At 35.8% G+C, this 26,628-nt stretch carries 16 protein-coding genes; 5 read left to right on the top strand and 11 right to left on the bottom strand.

Annotation, left to right across the window (positions count from 1 at the left end; all coding sequences use genetic code 11):
- Positions 1-23: 23 nt before the first annotated feature.
- Together GN105_RS07290 and GN105_RS07285 are read left to right on the top strand one after the other, a co-directional pair.
- Positions 24-3,287 (top strand): SusC/RagA family TonB-linked outer membrane protein, encoded by a 3,264-nt coding sequence (locus GN105_RS07290; RefSeq protein WP_227977382.1) that lies wholly within the window; start codon positions 24-26, stop codon positions 3,285-3,287.
- A 25-nt stretch (positions 3,288-3,312) separates the two neighbouring features.
- Positions 3,313-4,884, top strand: coding sequence for a RagB/SusD family nutrient uptake outer membrane protein (locus tag GN105_RS07285; protein ID WP_155284752.1), 1,572 nt, complete (start codon positions 3,313-3,315; stop codon positions 4,882-4,884).
- 89 nt (positions 4,885-4,973) lie between these two features.
- Here the strand turns inward: GN105_RS07285 and GN105_RS07280 are convergent, their stop codons facing one another.
- Together GN105_RS07280 and GN105_RS07275 are read right to left on the bottom strand one after the other, a co-directional pair.
- Positions 4,974-7,277: a TonB-dependent receptor gene (locus GN105_RS07280; RefSeq protein WP_155284751.1), complete on the bottom strand. Its 2,304-nt coding sequence runs from the start codon at positions 7,275-7,277 to the stop codon at positions 4,974-4,976.
- A gap of 324 nt (positions 7,278-7,601) precedes the next feature.
- Positions 7,602-13,058 carry an alpha-2-macroglobulin family protein gene (locus GN105_RS07275; protein ID WP_155284750.1) on the bottom strand — a complete coding sequence of 1,819 codons (5,457 nt, stop codon included), beginning with the start codon at positions 13,056-13,058 and terminating at the stop codon, positions 7,602-7,604.
- Between the two features lie 142 nt (positions 13,059-13,200).
- Between GN105_RS07275 and GN105_RS07270 the strand changes: the two genes are divergently transcribed.
- A complete protein-coding gene (locus tag GN105_RS07270; RefSeq protein WP_155284749.1) occupies positions 13,201-13,914 on the top strand; it encodes a pyridoxine 5'-phosphate synthase in 714 nt (237 codons plus the stop codon).
- A gap of 47 nt (positions 13,915-13,961) precedes the next feature.
- Here GN105_RS07270 and GN105_RS07265 read toward each other — a convergent pair whose 3' ends face one another.
- Positions 13,962-14,390, bottom strand: a complete 429-nt coding sequence (locus GN105_RS07265; protein ID WP_155284748.1) for a hypothetical protein — start codon at positions 14,388-14,390, stop codon at positions 13,962-13,964.
- 140 nt (positions 14,391-14,530) lie between these two features.
- Entirely contained in the window at positions 14,531-16,180 is a 1,650-nt protein-coding gene (locus tag GN105_RS07260) for a DUF4139 domain-containing protein (RefSeq protein ID WP_155284747.1), read from the bottom strand.
- A 174-nt stretch (positions 16,181-16,354) separates the two neighbouring features.
- On the opposite strand from GN105_RS07260, the gene GN105_RS07255 reads away from it, so the two are divergent.
- On the top strand, positions 16,355-16,765 hold the full coding sequence (locus tag GN105_RS07255) for a DUF2059 domain-containing protein (RefSeq protein WP_155284746.1): 411 nt from the start codon (positions 16,355-16,357) through the stop codon (positions 16,763-16,765).
- Between the two features lie 69 nt (positions 16,766-16,834).
- On the opposite strand, the gene pyk is transcribed toward GN105_RS07255, so the two are convergent.
- The 7 genes from pyk to GN105_RS07220 form a co-directional block, all read right to left on the bottom strand.
- Complete coding sequence (gene pyk / locus GN105_RS07250) at positions 16,835-18,286, bottom strand: pyruvate kinase (RefSeq protein WP_095896068.1); 1,452 nt, start codon at positions 18,284-18,286, stop codon at positions 16,835-16,837.
- Positions 18,280-18,753 (bottom strand): IPExxxVDY family protein, encoded by a 474-nt coding sequence (locus GN105_RS07245; RefSeq protein ID WP_155284745.1) that lies wholly within the window; start codon positions 18,751-18,753, stop codon positions 18,280-18,282. The genes pyk and GN105_RS07245 overlap by 7 nt, the downstream gene beginning before the upstream one ends.
- Positions 18,754-18,875: 122 nt before the next feature.
- Entirely contained in the window at positions 18,876-19,079 is a 204-nt protein-coding gene (locus tag GN105_RS07240; protein WP_155284744.1) for an LPXTG cell wall anchor domain-containing protein, read from the bottom strand.
- A gap of 26 nt (positions 19,080-19,105) precedes the next feature.
- Positions 19,106-19,687 carry an LPS export ABC transporter periplasmic protein LptC gene (lptC, locus tag GN105_RS07235; protein WP_155284743.1) on the bottom strand — a complete coding sequence of 194 codons (582 nt, stop codon included), beginning with the start codon at positions 19,685-19,687 and terminating at the stop codon, positions 19,106-19,108.
- A 4-nt stretch (positions 19,688-19,691) separates the two neighbouring features.
- Complete coding sequence (locus GN105_RS07230) at positions 19,692-21,023, bottom strand: hypothetical protein (RefSeq protein WP_155284742.1); 1,332 nt, start codon at positions 21,021-21,023, stop codon at positions 19,692-19,694.
- A gap of 22 nt (positions 21,024-21,045) precedes the next feature.
- Positions 21,046-22,329: a BamG family beta-barrel-assembly machinery protein gene (gene bamG, locus GN105_RS07225; protein WP_155284741.1), complete on the bottom strand. Its 1,284-nt coding sequence runs from the start codon at positions 22,327-22,329 to the stop codon at positions 21,046-21,048.
- Between the two features lie 25 nt (positions 22,330-22,354).
- Entirely contained in the window at positions 22,355-23,098 is a 744-nt protein-coding gene (locus tag GN105_RS07220) for a type III pantothenate kinase (RefSeq protein ID WP_155284740.1), read from the bottom strand.
- 355 nt (positions 23,099-23,453) lie between these two features.
- Between GN105_RS07220 and GN105_RS07215 the strand changes: the two genes are divergently transcribed.
- Positions 23,454-26,615 carry a SusC/RagA family TonB-linked outer membrane protein gene (locus GN105_RS07215; protein ID WP_227977381.1) on the top strand — a complete coding sequence of 1,054 codons (3,162 nt, stop codon included), beginning with the start codon at positions 23,454-23,456 and terminating at the stop codon, positions 26,613-26,615.
- Positions 26,616-26,628: the final 13 nt, after the last annotated feature.

Below are 26,628 nucleotides of genomic sequence, written 5' to 3'. Positions count from 1 at the left end.
TTAATAACAAAAACAAGATTTCAATGAGAGAAAAAGTTTTAACGTTGTTTGTGTTTTTGATGGGAGTTTTCTCTTACTCATTGTTAGCACAAACTTCATCAGTAAAGGGAGTTGTTACTGATTCAGAAGGAGTTCCTCTTCCCGGAGTAAGCGTTGTTATTAAAAACAGCAATCGCGGAATTTCCACAGATTTTGACGGAAATTTTGAGATACGTGCAGAACAAGGAGACATTCTTGTTTTCAGCTCTTTGGGATTCTCAACACAAGAAAAAGTTGTAGGGAAGGACAAATCCAAAACAATGAAAATAATCCTGATGGAAGAAGCACAAGCCATTGAAGAAGTGGTAGTTGTAGCATATGGTACAGCAAAGAAACAATCTTTGGTTGGTGCACAGTCAACAGTGTCAGCAAAACAGTTAGAAATGCGACCAATAACCAATATTACTAGTGCCTTAAGCGGAATGGCAACAGGGGTGCAAACAACTCTTTCGGGAGGACAGCCAGGAACGTCAAGCACCATACGCATTCGGGGAATAGGCTCTGTAAATGCTGGAAATGACCCTATTTACGTGGTGGATGGCTCCATTTACAATGGTAATATATCAAGCATTTCAGTTCAAGATATTGAAAGTATTTCAGTTTTAAAAGACGCTGCCTCTACCTCTTTATACGGCTCAAGTGCAGGAAATGGAGTAGTTCTAATAACAACTAAATCGGGCTCTAAAACAAAAGGAAAAAACCCAGTTGTAACATATTCAAATAGTATTGGTTTTTCAACTCGTGGGCAAGAAGATTATGAAAAAGTAGGAGTTATGGACCACTATCGTTTACGTTGGCAACAGTGGTTTAACGACTATAAATATTCACAAAAATTCAACGATAGCCAAGCCGCAGGAGCTGCATCAAAAGACGTTTTAGAAGATTTAAGATATCAACCATATACCGGAATAAAATCGGTTTATGAGTTTGATAATAATACCAATCAGTGGAGCCTTACATCAAATCCAAGAGCAGGAAACGAAACATATCTTGCTATCGTTATGCCAGATGGCAGTTTAAATCCGGAAATTACAGGGCTTTTGTGGGAAGATGATTTGGATTGGGAAAAACATCTATTCAAAACAGGTATCCGAAATGAACACAACGTAAGTGTGGGGCATAACACCGATAAAGTAAAAACCTACTTGTCAACAGGTTACATCAGAGATGAGGGATATCGTATTAAAACTTTCTTTGAAAGATTTTCAGGAAGAGCTAATATAAATTATGATGTAAACAACTGGCTTTCTTTAGGTACAAATACATCTTATTCTAAAGTAAGTAGAGAGCAACCTAGAACAACAGGGGCAAGCACCTCCAATGTGTTTAGTTTCATCAGAACAATTGCACCTATCTATCCCATACACAGACATAACGAAGACGGTTCTTACATATTGGATGACAAAGGAAACAAATTATATGACTACAATCAAGAACGTCCTTTCAGAGGAAACTACAACCCTATATACGAGGCAGATTTAGATTTATATTCTACCGATGAAGATGCAATGACATCACGTACTTTTGCTGAATTTCGTTTCTTACCTGAATTAAAGTTACGTTTGAACTACTCGTATGACGTGTTGCGTTATACAACCAAAATGCGTTATAACAATATATTAGGAGCACAACCTGAAGGTTTGCTGGAAGTTAGTAATTATAAAACGGCTACAACAACCTTCAATCAGTTGTTAGACTACAAAAAAGAATTTGGCAAACACGACTTAAGTGTACTTTTAGGTCACGAAAGTTATGAATACAAATATATCTATTCGAATGCGGATAAAAAAGGTGTCTCTTTTGCCGGTGTGGACGAATTTCCTAATTATTCAACCTTAGGAACAATTACTTCTCGTACTGACAAATATACAAAAGAAGGTTACTTTGGTAGGGTTTCATATGGATTTGATAAACGTTATGATGTTTCGGCTTCATATCGTCGTGATGGAAGTTCTCGTTTTCATCCGGATAATCGTTGGGGGAATTTTTGGTCAGTGGGAGCCGGTTGGAATTTGAAAAGAGAATTTTTAGATAATGTAACTCTCGTAAATAACTTAAAATTAAGAGCTTCATACGGAAAAACTGGTAATGACTCTACAATAGACAGAAATGAAAGACAACGTTACTACCCTTATCAAACAACTTATTCATATAGTAACAATAACACTATACCAGGATTACGAATATCAACTTACGGAAATCCTCATCTTGTATGGGAAAAACAAGTAAGTACCGATATTGCTCTGGAATTTGGTCTTTTTAATCATCTGAGAGGTACTGTTGAATGGTTTAGCAAGGAGTCTGATGACCTTATCTTTGAATACCCACTGCCTTCTTCAACAGGTATTGCAAGTGTTGATAGAAACATCGGAAAAATGCGTAATTCAGGATTAGAAATAGATTTAACACTTGATGTTTTTAAAACCAACGATTTTAAATGGAGTTTCAATGCCAATGGTACAATACTGAAAAACAAAGTAGTATCCCTTCCTGAGCACAATAGAGCTAACGGAATTGTATATAACTCTATCTACAAACGTATGGAAGGTCATAGCATATATGACTATTACGTTGAAGACTGGATTGGGGTAAATCCGAAAGACGGACTTGCAATGTATCGTCTTGATTCTGAAACATTCCCTGACCAAGCAAATCCTAACAGCCCTAATTTTAGGGGAATCGAAAAAGAAGGAGAATTGGCAGGTTATACAAATGACATAAATTTTGCCAAAAAGCATTTTGCAGGTTCTGCTATTCCTGATTTGTATGGAGGATTTGGAACTAATCTACAATGGAAAGGATTTGATTTAGGCGTACAGTTTGCTTACCAATTGGGAGGATATGCATACGATGAAGCATATAGGCAGATTATGGGAAGAAGCCTTAACACCGGAACGGCAATGCATATAGACCTATACAATGCTTGGAAAAAACCAGGTGATATTACTGATGTACCTCGTTTGGACGCTGGAACTCAAGGACAATATGCAGACTCAAATTCGGACAGATTTTTAATTTCACGTACCGCTCTGATGCTTAAAAATGTATCCTTGAGCTATACTTTTCCTTCCGAAGTAGTGAACAAACTTAATGTAAACAATATAAGAGTAGGTATCTCAGGAGAAAATCTATTTTTATGGTCAAAACGAAAAGGACTTAATCCGATGAGTTCTCTCAATGGGCTTACAGCAAATACAGGTTATCACTTTGCTAAAATTGTAACTTGTAATTTATCTGTTTCTTTCTAAAAAATAACTTTAAAATTAAAAGACAATGAGATTATTATATAAATTAGCCATAGCTTTCGTCTTTGTAGGAAGTTTTATTGGGTGTTCTAAAGATTTTTTAGATACAAAACCTACTGATACTATTGGTGAAAAAGATGCAGAAGGAACACTGCAAGGGCTTAATGCCATTCTACAAGGCATACACAATATGATGTACAGCTACCAGTTTCCACAAGGATTTGGCTATGGGCAAGGCTCTATGAACGCACAGTTGGATATGTTAGGAGATGATATGATAAACACACTCAGTGCTTACTATATGGACGTTTATCGTTACACCTCAACTATGAATGTAGTGAATGACGACGGCATCAATTATAAAGCTTGGGATTTTTACTACACAGTAATCCAACACGCAAATAAAGTTATACACGGTGTAGAAAAATTAAGCAATGTTTCCCATAATGATAGAAATACTTTACTTGGCGAAGGACACGCTTTTCGTGCGTGGGCATACCATAATTTGGTGCAACTTTTTGCTAAAAGATACAAAAAAGGAGATGACAACTCACAGTTAGGAGTTATTATCCGTCCTGTTGATAAGCCTGAAGACCACTTACCTCGTGCCACAGTTGCTGAAGTTTACGCCTTGATTGATTCGGATATGGCAAAATCATTGGATTATTTAGAAAACGCCAACGATAAAAAAATAAAAAATGCCATTCGCTATTCTACTGCTTGCGGAATTGCAGCCCGTATTGCACTAACCAAATCGGATTGGGAAAATGCTGAAAAATATGCTCATTTAGCAATTACCAAATCAGGAGCTTCATTGCAATCAGGAGGTGATCTACTTGATGGCTTTAGAAATTATGAAGCAACAGAATGGATGTGGGGATACAGACAAGCTCCTGACCAAAATTACTATTACTCACACTTCTTTGCTCATTATTCATACAATATGAGCTCTCGTTGGCTGAATGGCTTACGTTTTGCTGTAAATCGAGATATTTACGACTTAATGGGAGAAAAAGATGCTCGCCGTGGTTGGTGGGTATGTTCGGACAGAGGCAATAAAATTCCCGAAGATGCCTATACAGGCTATTTCCGTGGAGGAACTACTAATCCGCAGTGGGAAATTACAGGGCAATCCATCAAATTTAAAGCAAAATCGGCAACTGACAGTTCCGGAGATATGGTTTTAATGCGTTTGGCTGAGATGTATTACATAAAAGCTGAAGCTCAGGCTCGCCAAAATAAAGACGCTGAGGCACAAACTACGCTTAACACAATTATGAAAACTCGTGATACAGATTATAACAATGCTTTCACAGGTACACAGCTTATTGATGAGATAATGCGTAACAAACGTATTGATCTTTGGATGGAAGGACAGCGATTTTTTGATATGAAACGTTTGGGAATTATTCCTAATCGATTAAATTCAAAAAACATACAAGTTTATTTGACAGGAACAAAAAAGCAAACAGCTATTTCTCGTAACTCTGGTAACAATGCGGTAAATTTACCAAACTCGTTGGATAGCAAATTCTGGCAATTCGCAATTCCTTATGCAGAAATTAAAGGAAATCCTCTTGTTGAGCAAAATGAATTATAAAAACCTAAAAAAACCGAGTTGAAATCAACTCGGTTTTTTTATTCAAAAAAGGTAGAGAAATTTTTCATTCTCCACTATAAAGACTAAAACTATATCCTAACTTTTAAGCCTGCAAAAAGTGTTCGAGGAAGTGAAGGACCATAAATGTAAGTAGGGTCACGGTCAATTCCTTTATCAAAATCTTTTTGGTAATCGTTAAATAAGTTTTTAATACCTGCACTTACTTCCATTGTGAAGAAATTATCAAATCTAAATTCATAAGAAGTATTAAGCCCAAAGTCAAACATATTTGGTGTAGTTACAAGTTCGTTTTTACCTTCGTGAAAGGTTTCCATAGAACCTGTGAAAACCGTTGTTAGGTTGATAGCCCACTCCTCTCTTGGTTTGTAAGTCGCAGTCAGATTTCCGTAAGCATTAGGTGAACGTAATAATTTGTCAGTTTCGGCGATAACGTTTCCGTTTTCGTCTTCCGCTACTACTTGCGGTTTATCGTGTTTTGAACTTTGGAAAGTGGCTCCCAATTGCAAAGCAAACTTAGGATCAGGACTGTATTTAAACTCCAAATTCACACCTTTTACAATGGCTTTGTCTCCATTTTGTTTCTCTCTAATGTCCAATTCATTTTCCTTACCTACAGAGGTATACACAAACGGGTTATGTAATGCTGTAAAGAATCCTTCAATCATCGCTACAAGCTGATGTCCGTCACGAGAGCGATTATACTCAAATGAGGTAGTAAAGCTGTCTGATGTTTCTTTCTTCAAATCTGAAGCCAATTGTACACGACGTACTTCTCCTGTAATTAATTCTGAGTGAACATCTTCAGAATAAAACAATGGAGCTCTGAATCCACGAGCATATGAAGCTCTGGCAATTATTTCATCAGTTACATTGTACAACAAACTCGCTCTCGGATTAATTGCAGTAACTGATTTTTTCAATAGGTTTGAGCTAACATTATCCAAACGCACACCTGCTAAGAACTTGAAGTTTGGATGTATTTTCCAGTCTGCTTGAGTGTACAAACCGAAGATGTTTTGGTCTTGGTTTACAGTAAGGATTTCCGGATTACGTCTGTTTTCTGAAATTTTATCAAATTTGTACTCGGCTCCTGACGTCCATTGGATGCTTCCTTCTCCGGCATAAAGTTGGGCTGTGTGTTGTCCGCCAATTACCCAAATGTTCTCACGAGTAACTCCGTAGTTTAGAGCTTCAACATCATACGTATTATTCTCAGTATCAAAAGCTCCGTAGTAGTTATTAGCTTTCGTACGTTGCCCGCTGGCGAAAGCTGAAAGTTTATGATTGTATGAAGGCGATAAATAATCATAATTGATATTTCCGCCTACCATATCCGTACGGATGGATTCTGCAATGTCCGCCAAATGCTCAGGTTCATCAAATTTATTTCCTCCTCGGCGATTTTCGTTACTTACGTTGAGTTCTCCTACCAATTTCTTGCGTGAATTAAATTCATTGAAAAATTTCGCACCTGCATTGATGTTTCTCAACTTTGTAAGTTCTGAAAGTCCGTCTCCGTTAGCATCGTAAGAATCACGAATACGGTTCGTTCCGTAGAAAGAAATTCCTCTTGACAGATTATCATTTACGATAGAGCCATTAAATGATGACACGATATCTTCAGATTCTCCACCTATTAAAGCCGCTAAAACGCCTGCCTGAGCCTCATTTTTAGTTGGGTTTTTAGTGATTACGTTAATAGTTCCTGCAATAGCATTAGCACCAAATAGTGCTGAACCACCTCCACGAATAACCTCAATTCGTTCAATCATATTTGTTGGAATTTGTTCTAATCCGTAAACTCCGTTTAATGACCCAAAAATAGGACGGCTATCAATCAAAATTTGAGAATAAGCTCCTTCTAAACCATTGATTCTCACCTGTGAAAATCCACAATTTTGGCAATTCACTTCTGTTCTCAAACCGGGTTGAAACACCAAGCCTTCCATAAGAGTTCTTGCTCTTACAGCTACTAAATCTTTCTGTCCTGTAACACTTACCAAAACGGGAGCTTCTTTTCTGTTCAACTCTGTTTTAGTAGCTGTTACCACCACTTCATTTATCCCTAAAACGTCTTCTTTTAGTTCAAAATTTCTTTCAATAACTTCATCAGATTTAATAGTAATCTTTTCTGTAACAGTTACAAAACCTAATGAAGAAACTTTTAAATTATAACTTCCTTCAGGAACACTTATTTCAAAGTTTCCTTTCTTGTCAGAAATAGCCCATTTTTTATGGAATTTGTTCTCCAATTGCACAGAGACTGATTCCAAAGAGTTTCCCTGAGATGAAACATTCCCTTTTAAAGTTCCGTTTTGGGCAAAAACTCCAACTCCTAAGAGTAGCAGAAATATAAATAAATGATTTTTCATTATAAAAATAGTTTGATTAATTTTTACTAAATAAATTTTTCGACAAAACTAAAAAATTTATTTTACAACGCAAAAACAAACATTATTAATTTTTGCATCTTTACACATTAATTACTGATAATATGCATTTTAGAATAAATTTGTTTTGTGAGAATTCGTATTATGGCATACAACCGATTGAATGTCTTTTTAATGTAAAACAAACACAAATTTGTTTTCCCAAAAAATGAAGTTCTTAAATAAAATATTAGGCACGTTTTCATATCGAAGGAATAGTATAAAAGAGAAAAAGGGAAGTTAAAAACTTCCCTTTTTTAATGTTTATCATTGTACCTCAACCCATTTGCCTTCGGTTCGGGTATTGTAACGATTGTTATACATCGCCTCGGCAAAAGTCCCTGGAAGGTAGTAACGTCCTGCATACGAAGCGTTTAATTTCAATTTTATTACCTTTGTCTGATTTCCTTTCAATGACAAATAAAAATTAGCTCTGTCATCTCTAAAATCTGCATAATCAATATATGAACTTTGCTCTGTATCCCCGTAATCTGTGAAACGTGTATTGATAATTTCCCACCCTGATGGAATAATTTGCGTAAGTGCTATATTTTCAACAGATTCATTGGTCAAATTTTTAACCTCAATAGAAGCAATCAGCTCCGTACTTTGACGTACTTGGCTTACATCAACCACATTACCGTTTTTATCTCGGTATGTAGTAGAGATAGCCAATCCGTTTTGCATCGGAAGTTCTTTCCCTACGGGCAAAACACCACTTGAAATCAGCCGAACGTAAAGCGTTTGTTTTGAGGTGTTTTTAATCTGTAACGATTGTTTGTCTCCTTTAATAGGTAGCTCAACAGAAGTCATAGGTTCACTTGATTTTACGTTCTCCGTTTTTCCTGCGAAAGAATACGATGCTGAGAATGATTTTCCACTTTTGTTGATTTCCACATATTTAGCCATTGCATAAAGTGCATACGCCGTGGTTTGAGTACTCATCCAATCGGAAGAAGAAAGTCTATCCGCAATTTCCAATGCCCAGCGAGCCGCATCTTCTTTTTTGCCAATCAATAAAGCTGTTTCCAAAGCCATTGCTTTATTACGAACTTCAGAACCGTAATAGTAATAATTCCCATTACTGTCATCTATTGAAACTGATTGAAACAAATTATTAGCCGTTTGTTTTTGTCCGGCAGAAGCGTAAGCCGCTGCCAACAAACGTTTTGCGTTAGCTGAAATATCTTTAGTTTCACGTAATCGATTCATTGCTCCCATATTAGGATTTCCTGCCAAAGCCAACGTGTACAAACGATATGCCTGAGCAAAATCATTCTGATATTTAGGCTCATAACGCCATTGACGAGCTTCATTATTTTGGTAATTCAGCCAATTTTGTTTGCTTCCTGATGGGAGTGCATATCCTTTTTTCTCCGCTAAAATGAAGAATTGACCAATGTAAGAAGTCGTCCAATCATCAGCATATCGGTTTACTTTCCAGTAGGCAAATCCTCCGTTAGGAAGTTGATTTTCGTGAAGTTTGCTAATTGCTGCAGTTACGTTTCGGCGTACTTCTTCTGCTTTTTCAGGTGTTAAATTGACAAAATCTCCCAAAAATAATTGCGGAAAAGCCCCAGATGTGATTTGCTCACCACAACCGTGAGGATATGAAATTAAGTAATTTAATCTCTGATGTAAATTCACTCCCGGGAAACTCGAAATTTCAAGTACAGTTTTGGCTTTTTCCCCAAAAACAGAAGCATTCAAATTTTGTGAACTTCCTTCTGTAAGCACCGCATTCTGAACAAAATAAGTTACAGGATTTGGATTATACACATCCATTTCCACTTCGTAAACTGCTTTTTCACTGCCTGAAGTTGCTGTGATTTTCACTTTCCCGATGCCTGTTTGCTGTGTAGTTTCTAACTCAAAATACGCCATTTTTTCACCCGTTCCGTCAAACTGTAACGATTGCGATTTATTGCCAATTACTTTAAAATGAGTATTCGTTTCCACAGAAATTGTTGCATTTCTGATATTTTTCTCCATTGCAAAAACCGTAACTGGCAACGTAATTTTCTCACCGGGCACTGCTTTTCTTGGTAAAGAACCTAACAATGACAGCGGACTTATAACAGGAATGTCTTTCTTCTCAGCACTTCCAAATGCGTTTTTGGCAACATCCGAAGCTACTACCATTACCCTTGCCGACCCCATATAATTTGGAATCTGAATATCGTGAACGTTCGTATTTCCTTTTTTCAAAGTGTACGTACCTTTAACAATCACAAAAGGTTTAAAACGATTTGCTTTTTGAGCTTCGGCTCCACCCAAATCTTCATCTCCTCCTATGCTAAATGCCTGGTTTACCGTTCCTCCATAAGCTCCGATAATATCATTGTAAACATCCCAAGTCTTCACGCCTAAAGCTGTTTTTGAGAAAAACTTATTCCAAGGATTTGGAGTTTTGAATCGGGTCAGGTTAAGTAATCCGTCTTCTACGATTGCTAAAGTATATGTCATCGGTTTGCCCGATTTTTCCCTAATTTTGATAGTTGTCTTCTGTTCGGGACGTAGCACATCAGCCATTTGAATTACAGGATTTAATTGTGTTTCTTTATCCACTACCGAAATTGGCAACACTCCGTATAAGCGTACGGGAGCATCATTTACCGAATTGGCGTGCGGCTGTAATAAGGTTACATATAGGTACACATTTGGCGTCATTTTCTCTGTAATGGAAATTTCGTAGTTGGTTTCGCCTGATTTGGTTTCCACCCAATAGGTTTCCAGTACATTATTTCCATTTTCAACAGAAATCAAGGCTCTGCCACCTTCATCAGAAGGGAAGGATATTTTAGCTTTTTCTCCTACGTTATATTCTTTTTTATCACTTCCTAATGAAAGCATTACTGCTTCCTCACTTGATGCTTTTCGCGATTTCCCTGACCAACTGCCCCAATCGAAATAAACCGTAGTTCCACTTTTGTGACCACTATCTTCATCAGAAAGTAAAATGAAATATCTTCCCCAATCTGCATCAGGAATTTTTAGGTCAAATTTCGCCTTACCACTGCCATTAGTTTCCACTGTTTTTGTTGTGTAGATGGCATTACTACTTGAGCTATTGTAAGTTGATATATTTTGGTTGGAAGCGTCCCACCACCAATTCCAGCCTACTTTGTAAACTGTTACCGAAACACTTTGGTTACGTAAAGGTTCTCCTTTTTCGGAAAGAACAACTGCTTCAAATGTGTAATTTTCTTCCGTGTTATAGTAATCATATTTGTTAGTTTCAGGCAATCTCAAACCTACGTAACTATCATAAGGAGAGAATGATGCAGTACTCACATCCGTGCTGAAATCTCCTCCGCTTTCGTTAGCTTGCGTAAGAAAATTCACTCGCAACATTCCGGGAGCTTGTAATTCATTCGCTTTGAAATAGAAATTAGCCCTTCCTTGAGAATCCGTTTGCCCTTCATATACAGAAATTTCCTGATTTTCAAACTGATATGCTTCATTATTGAAAATATACTTTTCGTAACCTTTAAAGGCTGTTTCCATAGGATAGAACTTCGCTTTAACGTTTACCTGTGTATTTCCTGCAGGCGAACCGTGCAACCAAAGTACCTGTAAGTTAGCATTCGCTCCATCGGCTGAAATCAGTTTCCCGCTCAAGTTATTCTCAATTTTTAACCGATTGGGCTTGATGGTTTCTATTTTTATTGATTTATGAAATTTTGCCGCTCCTGCCGAAATGCTCACATTCCAATTTCCTGTCGGAGCTTCAGGCGATGTCTTCAAACCAAAAACATAATGATTTGTTAGATTACTGCTCTGCATACGCTCAGCAATCACTTTCCCGTAGGGGTCAGTAAATTTGAGTTTTATCGGAAGTTTTTCGGGTAATTTTTGAGCAAAATCATTCAGTACAAAACCTACATAAATACTATCTCCCGGACGCCAAACACCTCTTTCCGCATAAATAAATCCGTTTAATCCCTTTTGCAAACGCAATCCGTCCACATCATATTTACTAACTGATTGAGGTACAGCGTCATCCATTTTAACGTAAGTAGTGTTATTATCCTTTTTGATTTTTGCAAAAAAAGCTCTGCTCGAAATATCAAATTTAGCAATTCCTTCACTATTTGTTTTACTCTCTTGAATCTTCTGTTGTTGATAATCAAAAACTTCTACAACGGCTCCACTGACAGGTTCTGTATTTAAAATGTTATTTACAACTACTGTGTAGCTATTATTCTGTCCTTTTTTAACAATTACTCCCAAATCACTTGCTAAAACATTCGTTCCTACAGTTTTATTATAAAAATAATCATCACAAGGATTATCGCTACTTCCCCAATAATAGTAATCATCTTCATAATCTTCCGGTTCTTTTTCAAGAGGTTCTTCCTCGAATGACAAATCGAGAGGTTCACTCTCCAAGCCACAAGCATACAACGAATAATTCTTCTTCATTGTAAATTCTACCCGATAAATAGCTCCTGGTTCTGGCGTAATAACTGACGACAAATCAAGCGAATATGTATTCCATTCTTTCAACGGAGACAAAGCACTTTCAGAAAGTTGAATGACCTTCTTGGCGATAGGTTTTCCAACTCTTTGTAACCCATAGCTTGAACCTAAATTATTTTCTTGCAAAAATTGAAGAATATTATTTTCATAAATGCGATAAACCGTAGCATTCACTGCTCGCAAATTAATTGCCTGAAAATGAACCTTCAAATTTTGAGAACTTGGCAAAATCGTCCCATTTTTCACAAGTCGGATTTCTGGTTTTTGTTGCAGAAAACGAACTTCAAAACTTTCAGAATTACTGATGCGTTTGCCATAAATGCTACGCACTCCTTCGTGAACAGTAACCTGAAAATCACCTTCATCGGTTGCTTCTCGGAAAACTTTCAGCACGTTTCCGTTTACGCTGTACTTCAGTTCTGTACTGGTATTGCTGAGTGTTATCAATCCGTTAAAATTCTGATCCTTTTCAAGCGGTTCCGAAAAATTGATACTAAAAGACTGATTCGATGAATCTTCTGTCCTTGTAAAAAGAGCTTTAAAAGTCCCTTTTTCGGGTATTGAAATTGAAAAAGGAAGCAAATTTTCGGAAGGAACATCGCCTGCATTCCACGAAATTTTCAAAGTTTCTGCATCATCCGAACGTGGAATACTATCAAAAACAATCGGAAATTTATTGCTATTGCCCTGAGAAAGAAATTTTACAGAAATTTTCTTCCTTCCCAGCGTTGCAGAAACCAATTTTTTAGCCGTTTCGTACGAAATTTTGTCACTGGTAAGCAATTCAGCATTCAAAAAATACAAATTTTCATTGTACGACTGCAAATCTCCTTCCTTAATCTTGTAGCCTTGTTGCAAAGTTTTCAATGAAAAATTGAAAATCTCCAAGCCTTCAGAAACTGAAAATAAATTCTTCAAATTGAAAGAAATTTTGTATTCAGTATCCTGTTCCAAGCGTTTTTCAGGAATAAATTCCACCTGGTAAGGATTCAAACACAGCACCTTACCTTTCACTTTAGGAGAAATTTCAAACAAATCCAAATCATTGATTTTGGCTATTTTATCTTGCGAAATCGCCTCATTAAACAGCACTTTGAAACTTGTTTCAGCAGAAACTGTTCCGCTGGTAAATCCTGAAATGTAGTCCTTGTACAACAGTGGATTACTGTTGAAAATAGTAGTCTCTTTTTTACACGCAAAAAGTGTTAAAAGAGCAATTGAAAATACAATTACTTTCTTCATAATCTATACGCTTATTTGAATCGGGTAAAGATACAAAAAGTATAAAAATTCATCAAATTATTCAAAAAAATAATTTTTCAACTCCTCGGCTTTTATTTTTGTATGAAAACCTTATCTTTGTAATCAAATAATTGAATGAGAAATGACAAAACTAAGTGTAAATATCAACAAAATTGCCACTCTTCGCAATTCTCGAGGCGGAAATGTTCCTAACTTATTAAAAGTGGCAACTGACGTGCAAAAATTTGGAGCAGAAGGAATTACAATTCATCCTCGCCCTGATGAAAGACATATTCGTTACCAAGATGCTTTTGATTTGCTGAATGTCGTAGTTACCGAATACAACATTGAAGGAAATCCTATTCCAAAATTTATGGATTTGGTGTTGAAAGTGAAACCTACGCAGGTAACCCTTGTTCCTGATGCCGATGATGCCATCACCTCCAATGCAGGTTGGGACACTATCAAACACAAAGCATATTTAACGGAAATAATTGCTGAATTTAAACGAAATGGCATCCGAACTTCTTTGTTTGTTGACCCCGTAGAGGCAATGGTAACAGCCGCAGCCGGAACCGGAACAGACCGCGTAGAACTCTACACCGAAAGTTACGCAACCGAATATGAAAAAGGAAACAAAAAAGGAATTGAGCCGTACATAAAAGCAGCTTCGGAAGCTCAAAAAGTAGGTTTAGGACTTAACGCAGGACACGATTTGAGTTTGGAGAATATCAAATTCTTTAAGGAAAATATTCCAAATTTATTGGAAGTTTCAATCGGGCACGCACTCATCAGCGAGTCTCTTTATTTGGGACTGGAAAACGTAGTTAACTTGTATTTGAATAAACTTAAATAAAATAAAAAAACTCCGAATTGCTTTTACAATTTGGAGTTTTTTATTTCTTAAAACCAATTCTGCCAAGGTATTCTTGATAAGAAACATATCAAACCTAAGGCATAAAAAATAGCAATTTTTCCAAACGCACGATTGTCCGTAGGCTGTTTTTTATGCAATGACCAACCAATGGTAATCAAAACTACACCAACAACAATCATTAACGGATGTTCCAAAAGCATTTGTCGTAAATATGAATCTTTCATCACGCCACCTGCTTTCCAAGCGTTGAAAAGCGGAGAAGTTACATACAAGATAATACCTATAAGTAACTGAATATGTGAAAAAATAAGTGCGTAAAGGCCTAATCTTAAATCTTTTGAGGTATATTTTCTCTTACCAAAAAAGCCAATGATTGCGTTTACTGTTGCCGCAAGAAGCACCAAAAGCACTGCATAGGCAAACCACGAATGAAGTTGAAGAATTGTACCGTACATAGCGAATTATTTAGTTCGGGCAAATATAGATGATTTCAGCGAAAAACAAAAACCTGAATAATGTTTTTTCAAAATTCAGGTTTTCAAAAAGATAATACAATTGAAAGTAAATTCAAGAAATCATTCTTGTTGATTCTATTCTAAAGATTTTCAACAATTGTATCCTTGCCAGATTCTATTTGATAAACAAATCTGATTTTTCTATTTTCATTGGGTTTTAAACTCAATTTCCACTTCAAACTTCCCTTTTCTTTATCAAAAACTGCTTCTTTAGCTTCTGTTAGCGAAACTTTAATGTCTTTTTCTGTGCTAACAGGCACTTGGTCTTCAATTTCAATGACTATGGCTTCCTTTTTGTTGTTTTGTACGCTAATTTCATATGCAAATGTCTGTACTTTTTTGGAACTTAATGATTTATTTTCGGTATTTTTTGAAATCAACTTTCTTTCTGTAATGATTTTTTTATCTTTCCCTAAGCTTAACAAAAGTTTTTTATTCGCATTTTCAGGATTAATCGTTGTTTTTCCGACATACATTCCTTCAAAAATAAGGCTTGCCTCTCCAGAAAGAAGGTTATATTTGCCATAATTTTCAATATTCCCCATCAAATATGCTCCTAAATCATATTTCGGTGCCGAATAATATTGATAAGTTGCGGGAATTTCTAAATTTTTCAGTGAAACACTGTGTTTTTTTCCATTGGAAAGAATTGTATAAGGCAAATCAATATCAAAAACCACATTGAATTGCGTTTCCCCCATCACTACCACATCATCTAATGACTTGTCTTCCAAAACCATATCTTCATTGGCAACTTCCACAGGTTCAAGTTCCATCGTTTGCATATTTTTATGAAAAGCAGCTTTTTCTCTTCTAACATTTGTAATTTCTTGATACACTGTTTTATCAGAATCGTTTTTTCTGGAGTATATAAACCAAGTGTTCAATGTTGGAGCTTGTGTGTATGCATTCACATAACCACTTGATAAAGTTAGCTTTACGTCATTCCAATCAACCCCGGTATTCTGACTTACAGCCGCATTGTACTTCAATGTAATTGGGGTATTAACTTTCTCGGAACGAACTTCGTAAAACGGATTCCAATGAGCTTGGTAAGAAATGTAATTAAGCTGAAAAGGGACTTTCCCTGCAACTTCATTAATCACTCTGAGTACCAATTTCCCTCTGTTAATTGTATTTTGGGAAGAGGTTGCCCCTAAGCGGAATTTTAACGAACTTAATTTTTTTTGTAGTTCTTTATTCTTTTCAGCAATATTTTTCAGCTGATTTTCAAGCTCGTATCTTTTATTCTTATAAAAATCAAGCAGTTTTGACAGTTCTGCTGTGTTTACATTCGCTCCTGATAATTGTTGATTTTTGTCCAATAATTCAACAGATTTTGTAACGGAATTCTGAAGAATTTTATTTTTCCCAATTTCTTTTTCAACAAGTTGAATACTATCATAAATCGGGCGAACTAATTCCGATACATAATTCTCTTCATATCCTGTAATTGCCTGATTTGTAAATTGAACAGACAAAATGGTAACTTTAGAAGTTGATTTTATTTGTATGGAATTTTCATCCAAATAATTTGCAACATTGGCAATCACCACCTCAGAAGTTCCTTTAGGCAGGGTAACATTAGCTACTTGCTGAATTTCAGCTCCATTGAAGTAAAGTTGTACTTTTTCGGCTTTTGCGTTAGTAAAAACAGGAGCTTGAGCACATAACACATTCACCATAAGGGAAAAAAAAGCAAAAAAGACAATAGATACATTATTATTCATCGCTCAGAAAATATTAAAATGTTAATACCTTTACACATATACAATAAGTATGCCTTTTTGCAAAAGATAATGATTTTTTAAGAATTATTATTTATCTATTAATTTCTACCAATTAATTTTATTTTTTGAAAAAAATCTTATATCTTCGTCGGGATAATCAAAAAATATTTTGCAATGAAAAGAATTTTATTAACATTAACTGTTTTATTTACAACATTCTACGGTTTTTCACAAGAGAATGACAATTTTAAAAAAGACACTCAAAAACTGATTTCAATAGTGAGTGGAGCTTCTTTTGATGCTGTAACTACCTCTCTAAAACAATTCATTCCTGCGGATAAAGTTGATGCTGCCGAAATGGAAATTAAAGCCTTAATGCCTGAACTTTACGAAACTATGGCAAAAATTTATATGGAAGAATTCACACACAGCGAAATTAAAGAATTGCTAAAGTTCTATGAAACTCCAATTGGTAAAAAAATGGCAGAAAAAACTTCTGTTTTAACACAAAAAGGCTTAGCTGAAGGAGCAAAATGGGGAAGAGAAAAGCTAACTCCTATCATTCAAAAATATATGAAACAATAACAAAAAAAGCAGTAGATAGTTCTTTACTATGCTACTGCTTCCTATCCTAAAAATAACTTATATGGCTTTTTATTTTGCTTTAATTGCACACGAATCTATTTCAGAAACGCGTAAAGTATTTACTTTTCCTTTACCTTGTATTGGCATTGCCGCCAAACTAATCATAATGTCACCCATATTTACGTAACCTTTCTCGTTAGCGATATGATTAACGTCCTCAATGGTTTCATCAGTTGATACAAATCTGTCATAATAGAAAGTAGTAACTCCCCAAAGCAGACTCAATTGCGTTAAAATACGCTTACTTGATGTAAAGACCAAAATGTGTGAATTCGGGCGGTATGATGAAATGCGATAAGCCGTATATCCACTATTTGTCAACGTTGAGATAACTTTAGCATTCATTTCATTTGCCATTGTAGCCGCGTGAAAACAAATTGAGTTTGTTACGTAACGTCCTGAACGAACGAAAGGTGTACGCATAGGTACTTTTATCAATTCTGATTCTTCTACACTTTTGATAATGCGGCTCATTTGCTCTATTACCTGCACCGGATACGCCCCAACAGATGTCTCTCCTGAAAGCATTACCGCATCGGCTCCGTCCATTACGGAGTTTCCTACATCGTTTACTTCGGCACGCGTTGGAGTCAAGCTTGAAATCATACTTTCCATCATTTGTGTGGCAATGATTACAGGAATATGATACAATTTCGCTTTGTGTACTAACTCTTTCTGAATCAAAGGTACTTCTTCGGCAGGAATTTCTACTCCCAAATCACCTCGAGCAACCATAATTCCGTCACAGTTAGCCATAATTTTATCTATGTTCACCAAAGCTTCTGGTTTTTCAATTTTGGCAATGATAGGAATTCTGTTACTTGAATTTTCATTTATCAAATCTTTCAAATCCTGAATATCAGCAGGATTACGTACAAACGAAAGAGCAAACCAATCTACTTCTTGTGAAATTGCAAAAAGTGCATCTTTTATATCTTTTTCGGTAAGTGCAGGTAATGAAACGTTTGTATTAGGAAGGTTTACTCCTTTTTTAGATTTTAATGGTCCTCCTTGAATTACCTCTGCTTCAACTTCATTTTCTCTGTTTGTTGAAACGACTCTGAAAATGAGCTTTCCGTCATCAAGCAAAATGCGTTCACCCGGATTTACATCCTTAGGAAACTCCTTGTAATTCATATACACTCTGTCCTGATTACCTGTAAAAGGCTCTCCTGTTGCGAATGTTATCTTATCTCCCGGATTTACGATAATTCCTTCTTCCATAACTCCCACACGCAACTTAGGTCCTTGAAGGTCAGCCAAAATAGCTGTATTATATCCGTATTCTTTATTGACAGAACGAATCATTTCTATACGCTTTTTCACATCTTCATAATCAGCGTGCGAAAAATTGATACGAAATACATTCACTCCTGCCTGCATCATATCTTTAATTACATCTCTTGTATCCGTAGCCGGACCTAAGGTAGCTACGATTTTTGTTTTCTTTGTATTTAACATTCTTGAAATATTACTTTATGTTTTGAACTTAATGTGTCTGTATCTATTTTATAAATTGCTGAAACATCTGGGATTGCTGCAATTTTTTTTATGATTTCTTTTTCGTCAAATCTTCCTTCCGGATTTATTTTCAGGAAAAAATCGATTTTTCGCTGATTATCAATCAAATAATTAACAAAAGTAGTACTTTCAAATAAAGAAGTTACCTTCATCTTAGTTTCAGTAACTGACCTATTAGCAATGCAATTCCAATTGATTTTTGATGACTCATCATACCAATGGTAATACGAAAAATTGGCATCATTATCGACTCCTACAAAAGTCCTTTTCTTGCAATCTTTTGACAATCTGATTTTCAAAATCTTATTCAGAAAGTAAACCAAACGATAATCTTTCATTGTGGTATGAATAGCCATCAGCCGGAAATCATCATCTAAAAAATCTCTTGATAGTCTGTGTACAATCATAACACAACTTTTAACGCAACAAAAGTACGAAAAAAAAGACAATTGACAACCAACCTCACACAATTAACAATTAGTTAATTATTTTGGGGAGAATAAATTTTCTAAAGAAGAAAAAAACTGATTTATGAAGATTGTGAATTTCCCTTTCCGCTACCTCGCTTTCTGTTTCTTCTTCTAAGAAAAAACATTGCTAAGGAAGCCACCGCAAAAGCAATGTAAAGATAAAAGGATTGTTTTTGGTCTGTTTGCCAATATTCCACAGCTAAGTAGATGGAAATTACACAAACTACCAAATAAGCATATTCGAAAAAAATTCTTGCGTTCAAAGTTCTAAATAATTAAGATTTATGATTTATTCTTGCTCTTCTTTATCCTCAATAGCCAAAATTCCTGTAGTTTTGTGAGCCTTTACCGTTGAAAATTCCTTATCGAAATCCATTCCAACGCCTTTTGTAAGTGTCCCTTTGATGGAATCAGTGAAAATGAATTCCTTTTCTGTAAAAACCCAGTCTTGTTTTTGGTCCCAAAAAAGCTGAGAAGTTTCGAGCTTTTTCCCATCGAAAGTTGTTAAAACAACACTATCACGAAGCTCCACCATTTGCGAATTATTATAAATAATCCCGTACTTGGCTTGTACAGTGTTCTGATTGTTTTTGTTATCAAAAAAATCAACCTTTACGCCTTTAGGAAATTCCCAATAAGGAAATTGCTGATTGGAAAAATCCTTGTTTTGTGGACTTGTGATAATAGCAACCACCTTCGTAGAATCTGTGTAAACCAATCTGAAATCAAACACTTCCCCTTGCGGAAACTTATGAACCACATTCATCTGTTGAAGGCTTTTCAAATCATTTTTACACGAAAAAAGTATTGCCATACAAGAAAGTACGGCAATGCTTTTCAATTTATTTTTAGATAACACAAAAAACTTCATATTATTATAGTGCAGGAACTTTCACTGATTGCCCTACCCAACATTTAAATGTAATGGTTTTCCCAGCCATTCCTGACTCAAAAACATCAACTTTTGAAGGAGCCAATGCATCATAATGTTTTGCTAAGCTTTCCAATCCTCCTTTACGCGCTGTACTTGCTGCTAACCAATAGATTGCACGTTTTTCAAAAGAAGTACTTCCGCACTCATTAGCACTGCTTGCATAAGCCTGAGCCATTATACGATAAGCATCAGAGTTTGAAGGATTATATTTCAACGCATCTTGAGCATACTTAACTGCACCTGATTTTGAGTGTTTTGAAGCAATCTTAGTTAAAATTTTTGATTTTTTAAGATTATCGCTTTCTAAACGAACAGACTCATTATAGTACTCAACAGCCTTTGCAGAATTTTTATTTCTGTCATTCAACACTCCCAAATAATATGCAGATGAAGCTGAAGGAGACAATTCGTGTAAAGAGCTAACTATTTTCACGAAAAGCGGATCACTTGTACAATCTTTATCTGACATTTTCCCTGCAGCTCTTCTCAACCAAACTTCGTTAGTTTTGTTTGCATCAAAGTTTTTGCTATATAACGGAATTAGGTTATCACAATCAGCCAATCTTCCCAATTTTGCATCAACACTTTCTCCAATAAGTTCATAGTTATCAACACGTTGACGAGAAGCTTCTAATATTTTCTTATCCTTAGCACTGATTGTCCCTGCTTCTTCCTGTGCGATGTATTTGTTAATAGTTTCAGACAGAAGGTTTTTCTCATCCTGAATTTTCTCAACAACGTCATCGTATGTGTCAAAAACATCTTGTAATGGTTTTTTACCTTCTTCGTGCAAAGAAACTAAAACTGAAAAATACAAGTACAATGCTTTTTCATTTTTGAAGTTTTCCCTATCTTCATCAAATGCTTTTTTCAATAGTTCATAAACTTTTTCTTTATTGTCAGAAATCAACAAAGCTTGTTTAGTACGCATTTCAGTTGTTCCCATTCTGTTTGGGAAATATTTGTTGTAATCTTCGTAAAGTTTAAGCAAATCCTTCACGAAATTTTCTTTTTCTGCTCCAGTGCTTTTATCTATCTTATGTTTTAGGATAGCTTCTCCACGTACAAACACGGCAGCATTAATACTTGGGCATTTCTCATAAACAGATTTCCAAACAGGATACGCTGCATCATAACGTTTTGCTTTTGCATCCTCATTAAAAATTGATAAATTTTGTTGAAGCTCTTGGTCTTGTTTACAATCCTGAGCTTGTGCACTGCCCACGTAAAAAACACTTACTACAAATGCTGCTAATAATAATCTTTTTTTCATTTTTCGTTGTTTTTTATTGTTCTTATTGATATTTAGTTCTTTGGAACCATTTGTCATTCAAGGTGATTCCTATTTTAAGATTAAAGTAATTTTCTTTTATCAAATTTTGTTTTAACGTTCCTTTTTGCCCGAATTCAAATCCTGTTGTTAGATTCGAAAATCCTCTCACAGGAAAACTCAACCCAAAAGATATGCCAAAGTCATCGATTGATTGATTATTTAACATAATTCCTGTTTTCTCATAACGGAATCCGGCTCTGTATGTAACTCTTTTCCAATAACTTGAAATCGAATTATATTGAGGCACATAAAATCCTCCAAGTGCAATTTTATATCCGTTTTCGTAATTTACATTTGTTGCAGAAAGAAACGGATTTGAGAATTTTTCAGTATTTGAGTGTGTATATGCTACTCCAGCAAACCACTGAAGGTCTTTTCCTATGCCAAAACCAACTTCAAACTGCGAAGGCAATGTTAGTTTTGTTTCTTTCAGCCCGATGGCTTCCAAATTTTTTACCTGAGTTTCCTTAACAATTAAATTAGAATTATTGCCGGCATTTGCATTTCCGAAAGTAGATATCATTCTTTCATTTTCTGAATTCAATTTACTTTCAGGCGTAAACACCAATGATGATGAAATTCTCAATTTGTTCTTCAAAGCTTTTGTGTAATGTAACCCAACATTTGCAGAAACACCTCTTAGTGATGATTTGCTATCTTCTTGAGTGTAAAAATCAACGTTTGAAATTTTCAGCATATCCTTCATTTCAATCTTTCCAAAATTAAATTTGAGTGATGCTCCAAAGCTCAAACCTTTGTAAATTTCATATCCTGATGAAATAAAAAACTGATTTACATTACCTTTACCTTCAAATTGATTGAGTTGAGCCACTCCATCAATTGTTTGCCTTGATGCTAATTTATACCCCACAGAAGAAAACGGCACCAAACCTACTGCAAATCCTAACTTTTCAATTATAGGAAAGCCCAATGCTATATAATCTACTGAAGTGGAATTAGTTCCTATTTTTGTTACATTCGAAACAATTTTTTTATAATCGAAAGAAGCTCCTCCTGAAAAAGCAGTCAATTTCAGATGTGATAAAGTTGCCGGATTTTGCATATTTACACGTGTACTATCAGCAAAAATTCCTATTCCTCCCATAGCTTTCTCCTCAACAGTCCCTTTAGGATTTAGCTCCCCAATGCCATAATAGGAATAAGGCGACTCTGTTGTTTGTTGCGAAGACACAGTATAAACAACTGAAAATAAAGCAAAAACAAACAAAAATATTTTTTTATTCATATACAATAAAACTAATGTTCTTTTGTTATCTATCTCTTTTTTGCCACTCCAAAATGGCATTCAACCCCTCCAATAAAAAAAACGAGTTTGCAAATATGCAATTTTTTATATTGTTTACCAAATAAATATGATTGCCCCCTGTTAAAATTGTTGTTAAGTCCTTGAATTTTTCTTCATATTGTGTAATAACACCTTCAATTTCGCGAACTACATTGTGATAAACACCTGAAAGGATACAACTTTCCGTTGAATTCCCGATAAAATTCTCAATATTAAAATTCTTCTGCTCAGGAATTAATGGCAATTTTGAGGTAAATTCGTGCATTGCTTTCAGTCGCATTGCAATTCCCGGAGCTATGGCACCTCCCAAATACTCTCCTTTTGCAGTCATAATATCAAAAGTTATACAAGTTCCTGCATCGATTACCAATACGTTTTGGTTAGGATACAGACTTACAGCTCCCCCCATCAATGCCAGTCGGTCAATGCCCAAAGTGTTAGGAGTTGCATATTTATTAATAAAAGGCATAGGTGTTTGTGAATTTACAAACAAAACGCTTTTTATTTTTTCTTTTAGAAAAGAAAATCGTTCTTCAACGCTCTTCACAACCGAAGCTACGATGCAAAAATCAACTTCATCGAAATCAACAACTTGCAATATTTCCTTTTGAAAATTATTTTTTGAAAAAACTTGAAAAAATATTTTTTCTTGATTTTGAAATACAGCCACCTTTACGGCTGTGTTTCCTTCATCGATAACTAAATTCATATTTGTATAAGGACAAACGATATAATTATATTTCACAACACAACTGCCTACAAAGGTACAAAAAACCGATTTATCAAGAAAATTATTTTTCATAAGTCTTTACAACGTTGCACATTATGTCTGTTTTGAACTCTCTTCAGTAATAAACTTATGATAAGTAAGAAACCACTCTTTTTATTTCTTTTATTTTCGTTTATCCTTAGAAAGAAAACAAATAAGCTATTATTTAACTTTTTTAACAAAAAAGATTTCTTTTTATTTGTTATGAAGTTTCGATTTCATAACTTTGCACAACTTTTATCTATTGGATAGCAAATTAAAAAGTATTTGAAATTAAAATTTAAATAATCAGAATATGACAAATTTGTTAATGAAATCAATGCGAGAAATGATACGATTGGGTTTCTTAGTCGTTCTTGCAGGAGGATTTTGGATTGATTCGGTCTTTGCGAAGACTGATGGTTTGTCAGTAAAAACGATTGTTTTTCAGCAGCAAACCAAAAAAGTGAGCGGAGTGGTAACAGATGCCAACGGGGAGCCTTTGCCTGGAGTAAACATTGTTGTTAAAGGTACTTCAATAGGCGTTACTTCCGATTTTGACGGAAACTTTGAAATCAATGTGCCGGGCGACAAAACAGAATTGTTGTTTTCATACATTGGTTTTAAAGGGCAGACCTTACGAGTAACCCAAGCCCGTAGTGGAGTTAAAATTGTTCTTGAAGAAGAAGTGGAACAATTGGAAGGTACGGTAGTAACCGCTTTGGGCATCAAACGCCAAGAAAAGGCGTTGAGTTACAATGTGCAACAGGTAGGCAGTGAGGAACTTACCAAAGTAAAAGATGCAAACTTTGTGAACAGTCTTAACGGTAAGGTTGCTGGAGTCACAATTCAGCGAAGTTCCTCGGGGATTGGAGGTGCAACCAAAGTTGTGATGAGAGGGACCAAATCAATTGAAAAATCAAACAATGCCTTGTACGTGATTGATGGTGTACCCTTATTTTCTACAACGATGACACAAGGGAGCGGGCGTTTCCAGTCGTCAGGTTCAACAGAAGGTATTGCTGACATAAACCCTGAGGATATTGAAAGTATGACTGTCCTTACTGGAGCATCGGCAGCAGCACTTTATGGGTCAGCAGCAGCAAATGGTGCCATTCTCATCACCACCAAGAAAGGAAAAGAAGGCAAACTTCAAGTTAGTTTTTCATCAAATACCGAAGTTTCTTCTCCCTTCATTCTACCAGAATTCCAAAATACCTACGGAAATGACGGAAGAGTAGAATCTTGGGGGGCAAGACTTCCAGAGAATTTTGAAAGATACAACCCAAAAGATTTCTTTAAAACAGGACATACCTTTACCAATAATATTTCATTATCAGGAGGAAGTGCAAAAAATCAAACGTATTTTTCCGCAAGTAGCACTCAGGCAGAAGGTATTGTCCCCAACAATCAATACAATCGTTATAATTTCACTTTCAGAAATACAGCACATTTGCTTGATGATAAGTTAAAAATTGATGCCTCAGTAAATTACGTTTTGCAAGACCATCGCAATATGATAAACCAAGGAGAGTATATGAATCCTTTGGTTGGAGCATATTTGCTTCCTCGTGGCGAAAATTTTGAAAGTGTACATACTTTTGAAAGATACAATCCAGCTCGTAAGATATACGAACAGCAATGGCGTTATGGCACAGGAGATTACACGCTTCAAAATCCCTATTGGGTAGCATATCGCAATCTACGTGACGTGAAAAGGGAACGTAATATGATTGCTTTGGGAGTTTCTTATGAACTGAAAAAATGGTCAGAAACTGAAAAATGGGACATTGCTGGGCGAGTTCGTACCGATAATTCACATATCAAATCAACCGACAAACGTTACGCCACAACAGCTCCAACATTAGATGTTAGTAAAACTGGATATTTCGGATTATTAAAAGGAGCTGAAAGACAAACTTATGCTGATATTTTAACGAATTTCTCAAAACGATTTGAATTCGGAGGAAAGAATGTAGTGGTTACAGCTAACCTTGGAGCTTCATTGCAAGATACTCGCTATGACGACTCACAAATAGCAGGGCCACTTCGCGAAAATGGTATTCCGAACGTGTTTAACACTTTTAACATAGACCAAGGGGCACAAAAAACGAAAATCGGTCAGGTAGGATGGATAGAACAAACACAATCTGTTTTTGGTAGCGTGGAAGCAGGTTACAACGGATATTTGTATCTGACATTAACAGGACGTAATGACTGGGCTTCACAATTGGCGAATTCGCCAAATTCATCGTTTTTCTATCCTTCTGTGGGGCTTTCAGCAGTAGTAACCGAGATGTTTTCAACAAATGCAAAATTGAAAATCAACCCTATTCTGTCATTTATGAAAGTACGATTAGCATTCAGTTCGGTGGGTTCGCCTTTTGATAGAAGTTTAACGACCCCAACTTATACCTTTGACCAAGACACCAAAACCTGGAAAACCGTTTCGCATTTCCCAATCGGGGAGCTATTCCCAGAGCGTACCAATTCGTACGAAATAGGGCTTGCTTCCAAATGGTTAAAAGGAAAATTGACTTTGGATGCAACTTTTTACCAAACAAATACTAAAAATCAAACAATTGGTTCTGAAATTTCACCCTCTACAGGATACGACAAAATATATCTCCAAACGGGAGATGTTCGCAACAGAGGGATTGAGTTAGGGTTAGGATATGACTTCCAGTTGATTAAGGATTTTAGCTGGAACAGCCACTTCACAATGGGATATAACAAAAATGAAATTATGTCATTGGTGGAAGATTATGTGAATCCTGTTACGGGAGAGAAAGAAGGAAAGGAACATTTGGTCAAAAACTCATTCGGTTCATTGCGTTACATTCTTAAAAAAGGAGGATCTCTTGGTGATGTGTACTCCAATGCTGATTTTACACGTAACTCTGATGGGAATATTTATATTGATGCAAAAGGAAACGTAACCAAAAGTGAATTTGCCAACGGCCATTTTGAAAAGTTAGGAAGTGTACTTCCTGATGTTACAATGGGCTGGCGAAATGACTTCACCTACAAGAATCTCAGTTTCGGGGCAATGTTCTCAGCTCGTTTGGGAGGTGTAGCTATTTCAATGACCGAAGCTGCCTTAGACCATTACGGGGTTTCGAAAACTTCGGCTGAGGCACGTGATGCCGGCGGAGTTCTCATTAACGGTTTCCTTGTTAATACACGAAATTATTTCGAGGAACGAGGAAAAAATCGATTGGCTCAATACTACACATATTCGGCAACGAATGTGCGTTTACAAGAAGCCTATATTTCATACAAATTACCTAAGAAAATACTGAATGATACTATGGGGCTTACCATTTCTGTCATCGGGCGTAACTTGGGTATGATTTATAGCGAGGCTCCGTTTGACCCCGAATCTGTTTCTTCAACAGGAAATTACGTACAAGGATTAGATTATTTTATGATACCGAGCCAACGCAGTATCGGATTGAGTATCAAAGCTGATTTTTAACTTATAATTTTGA

The organism is Capnocytophaga felis (genome assembly GCF_009684755.1).
GTDB lineage: Bacteria > Bacteroidota > Bacteroidia > Flavobacteriales > Flavobacteriaceae > Capnocytophaga > Capnocytophaga felis.
This window is presented reverse-complemented; position numbering and strand designations above follow the sequence as displayed.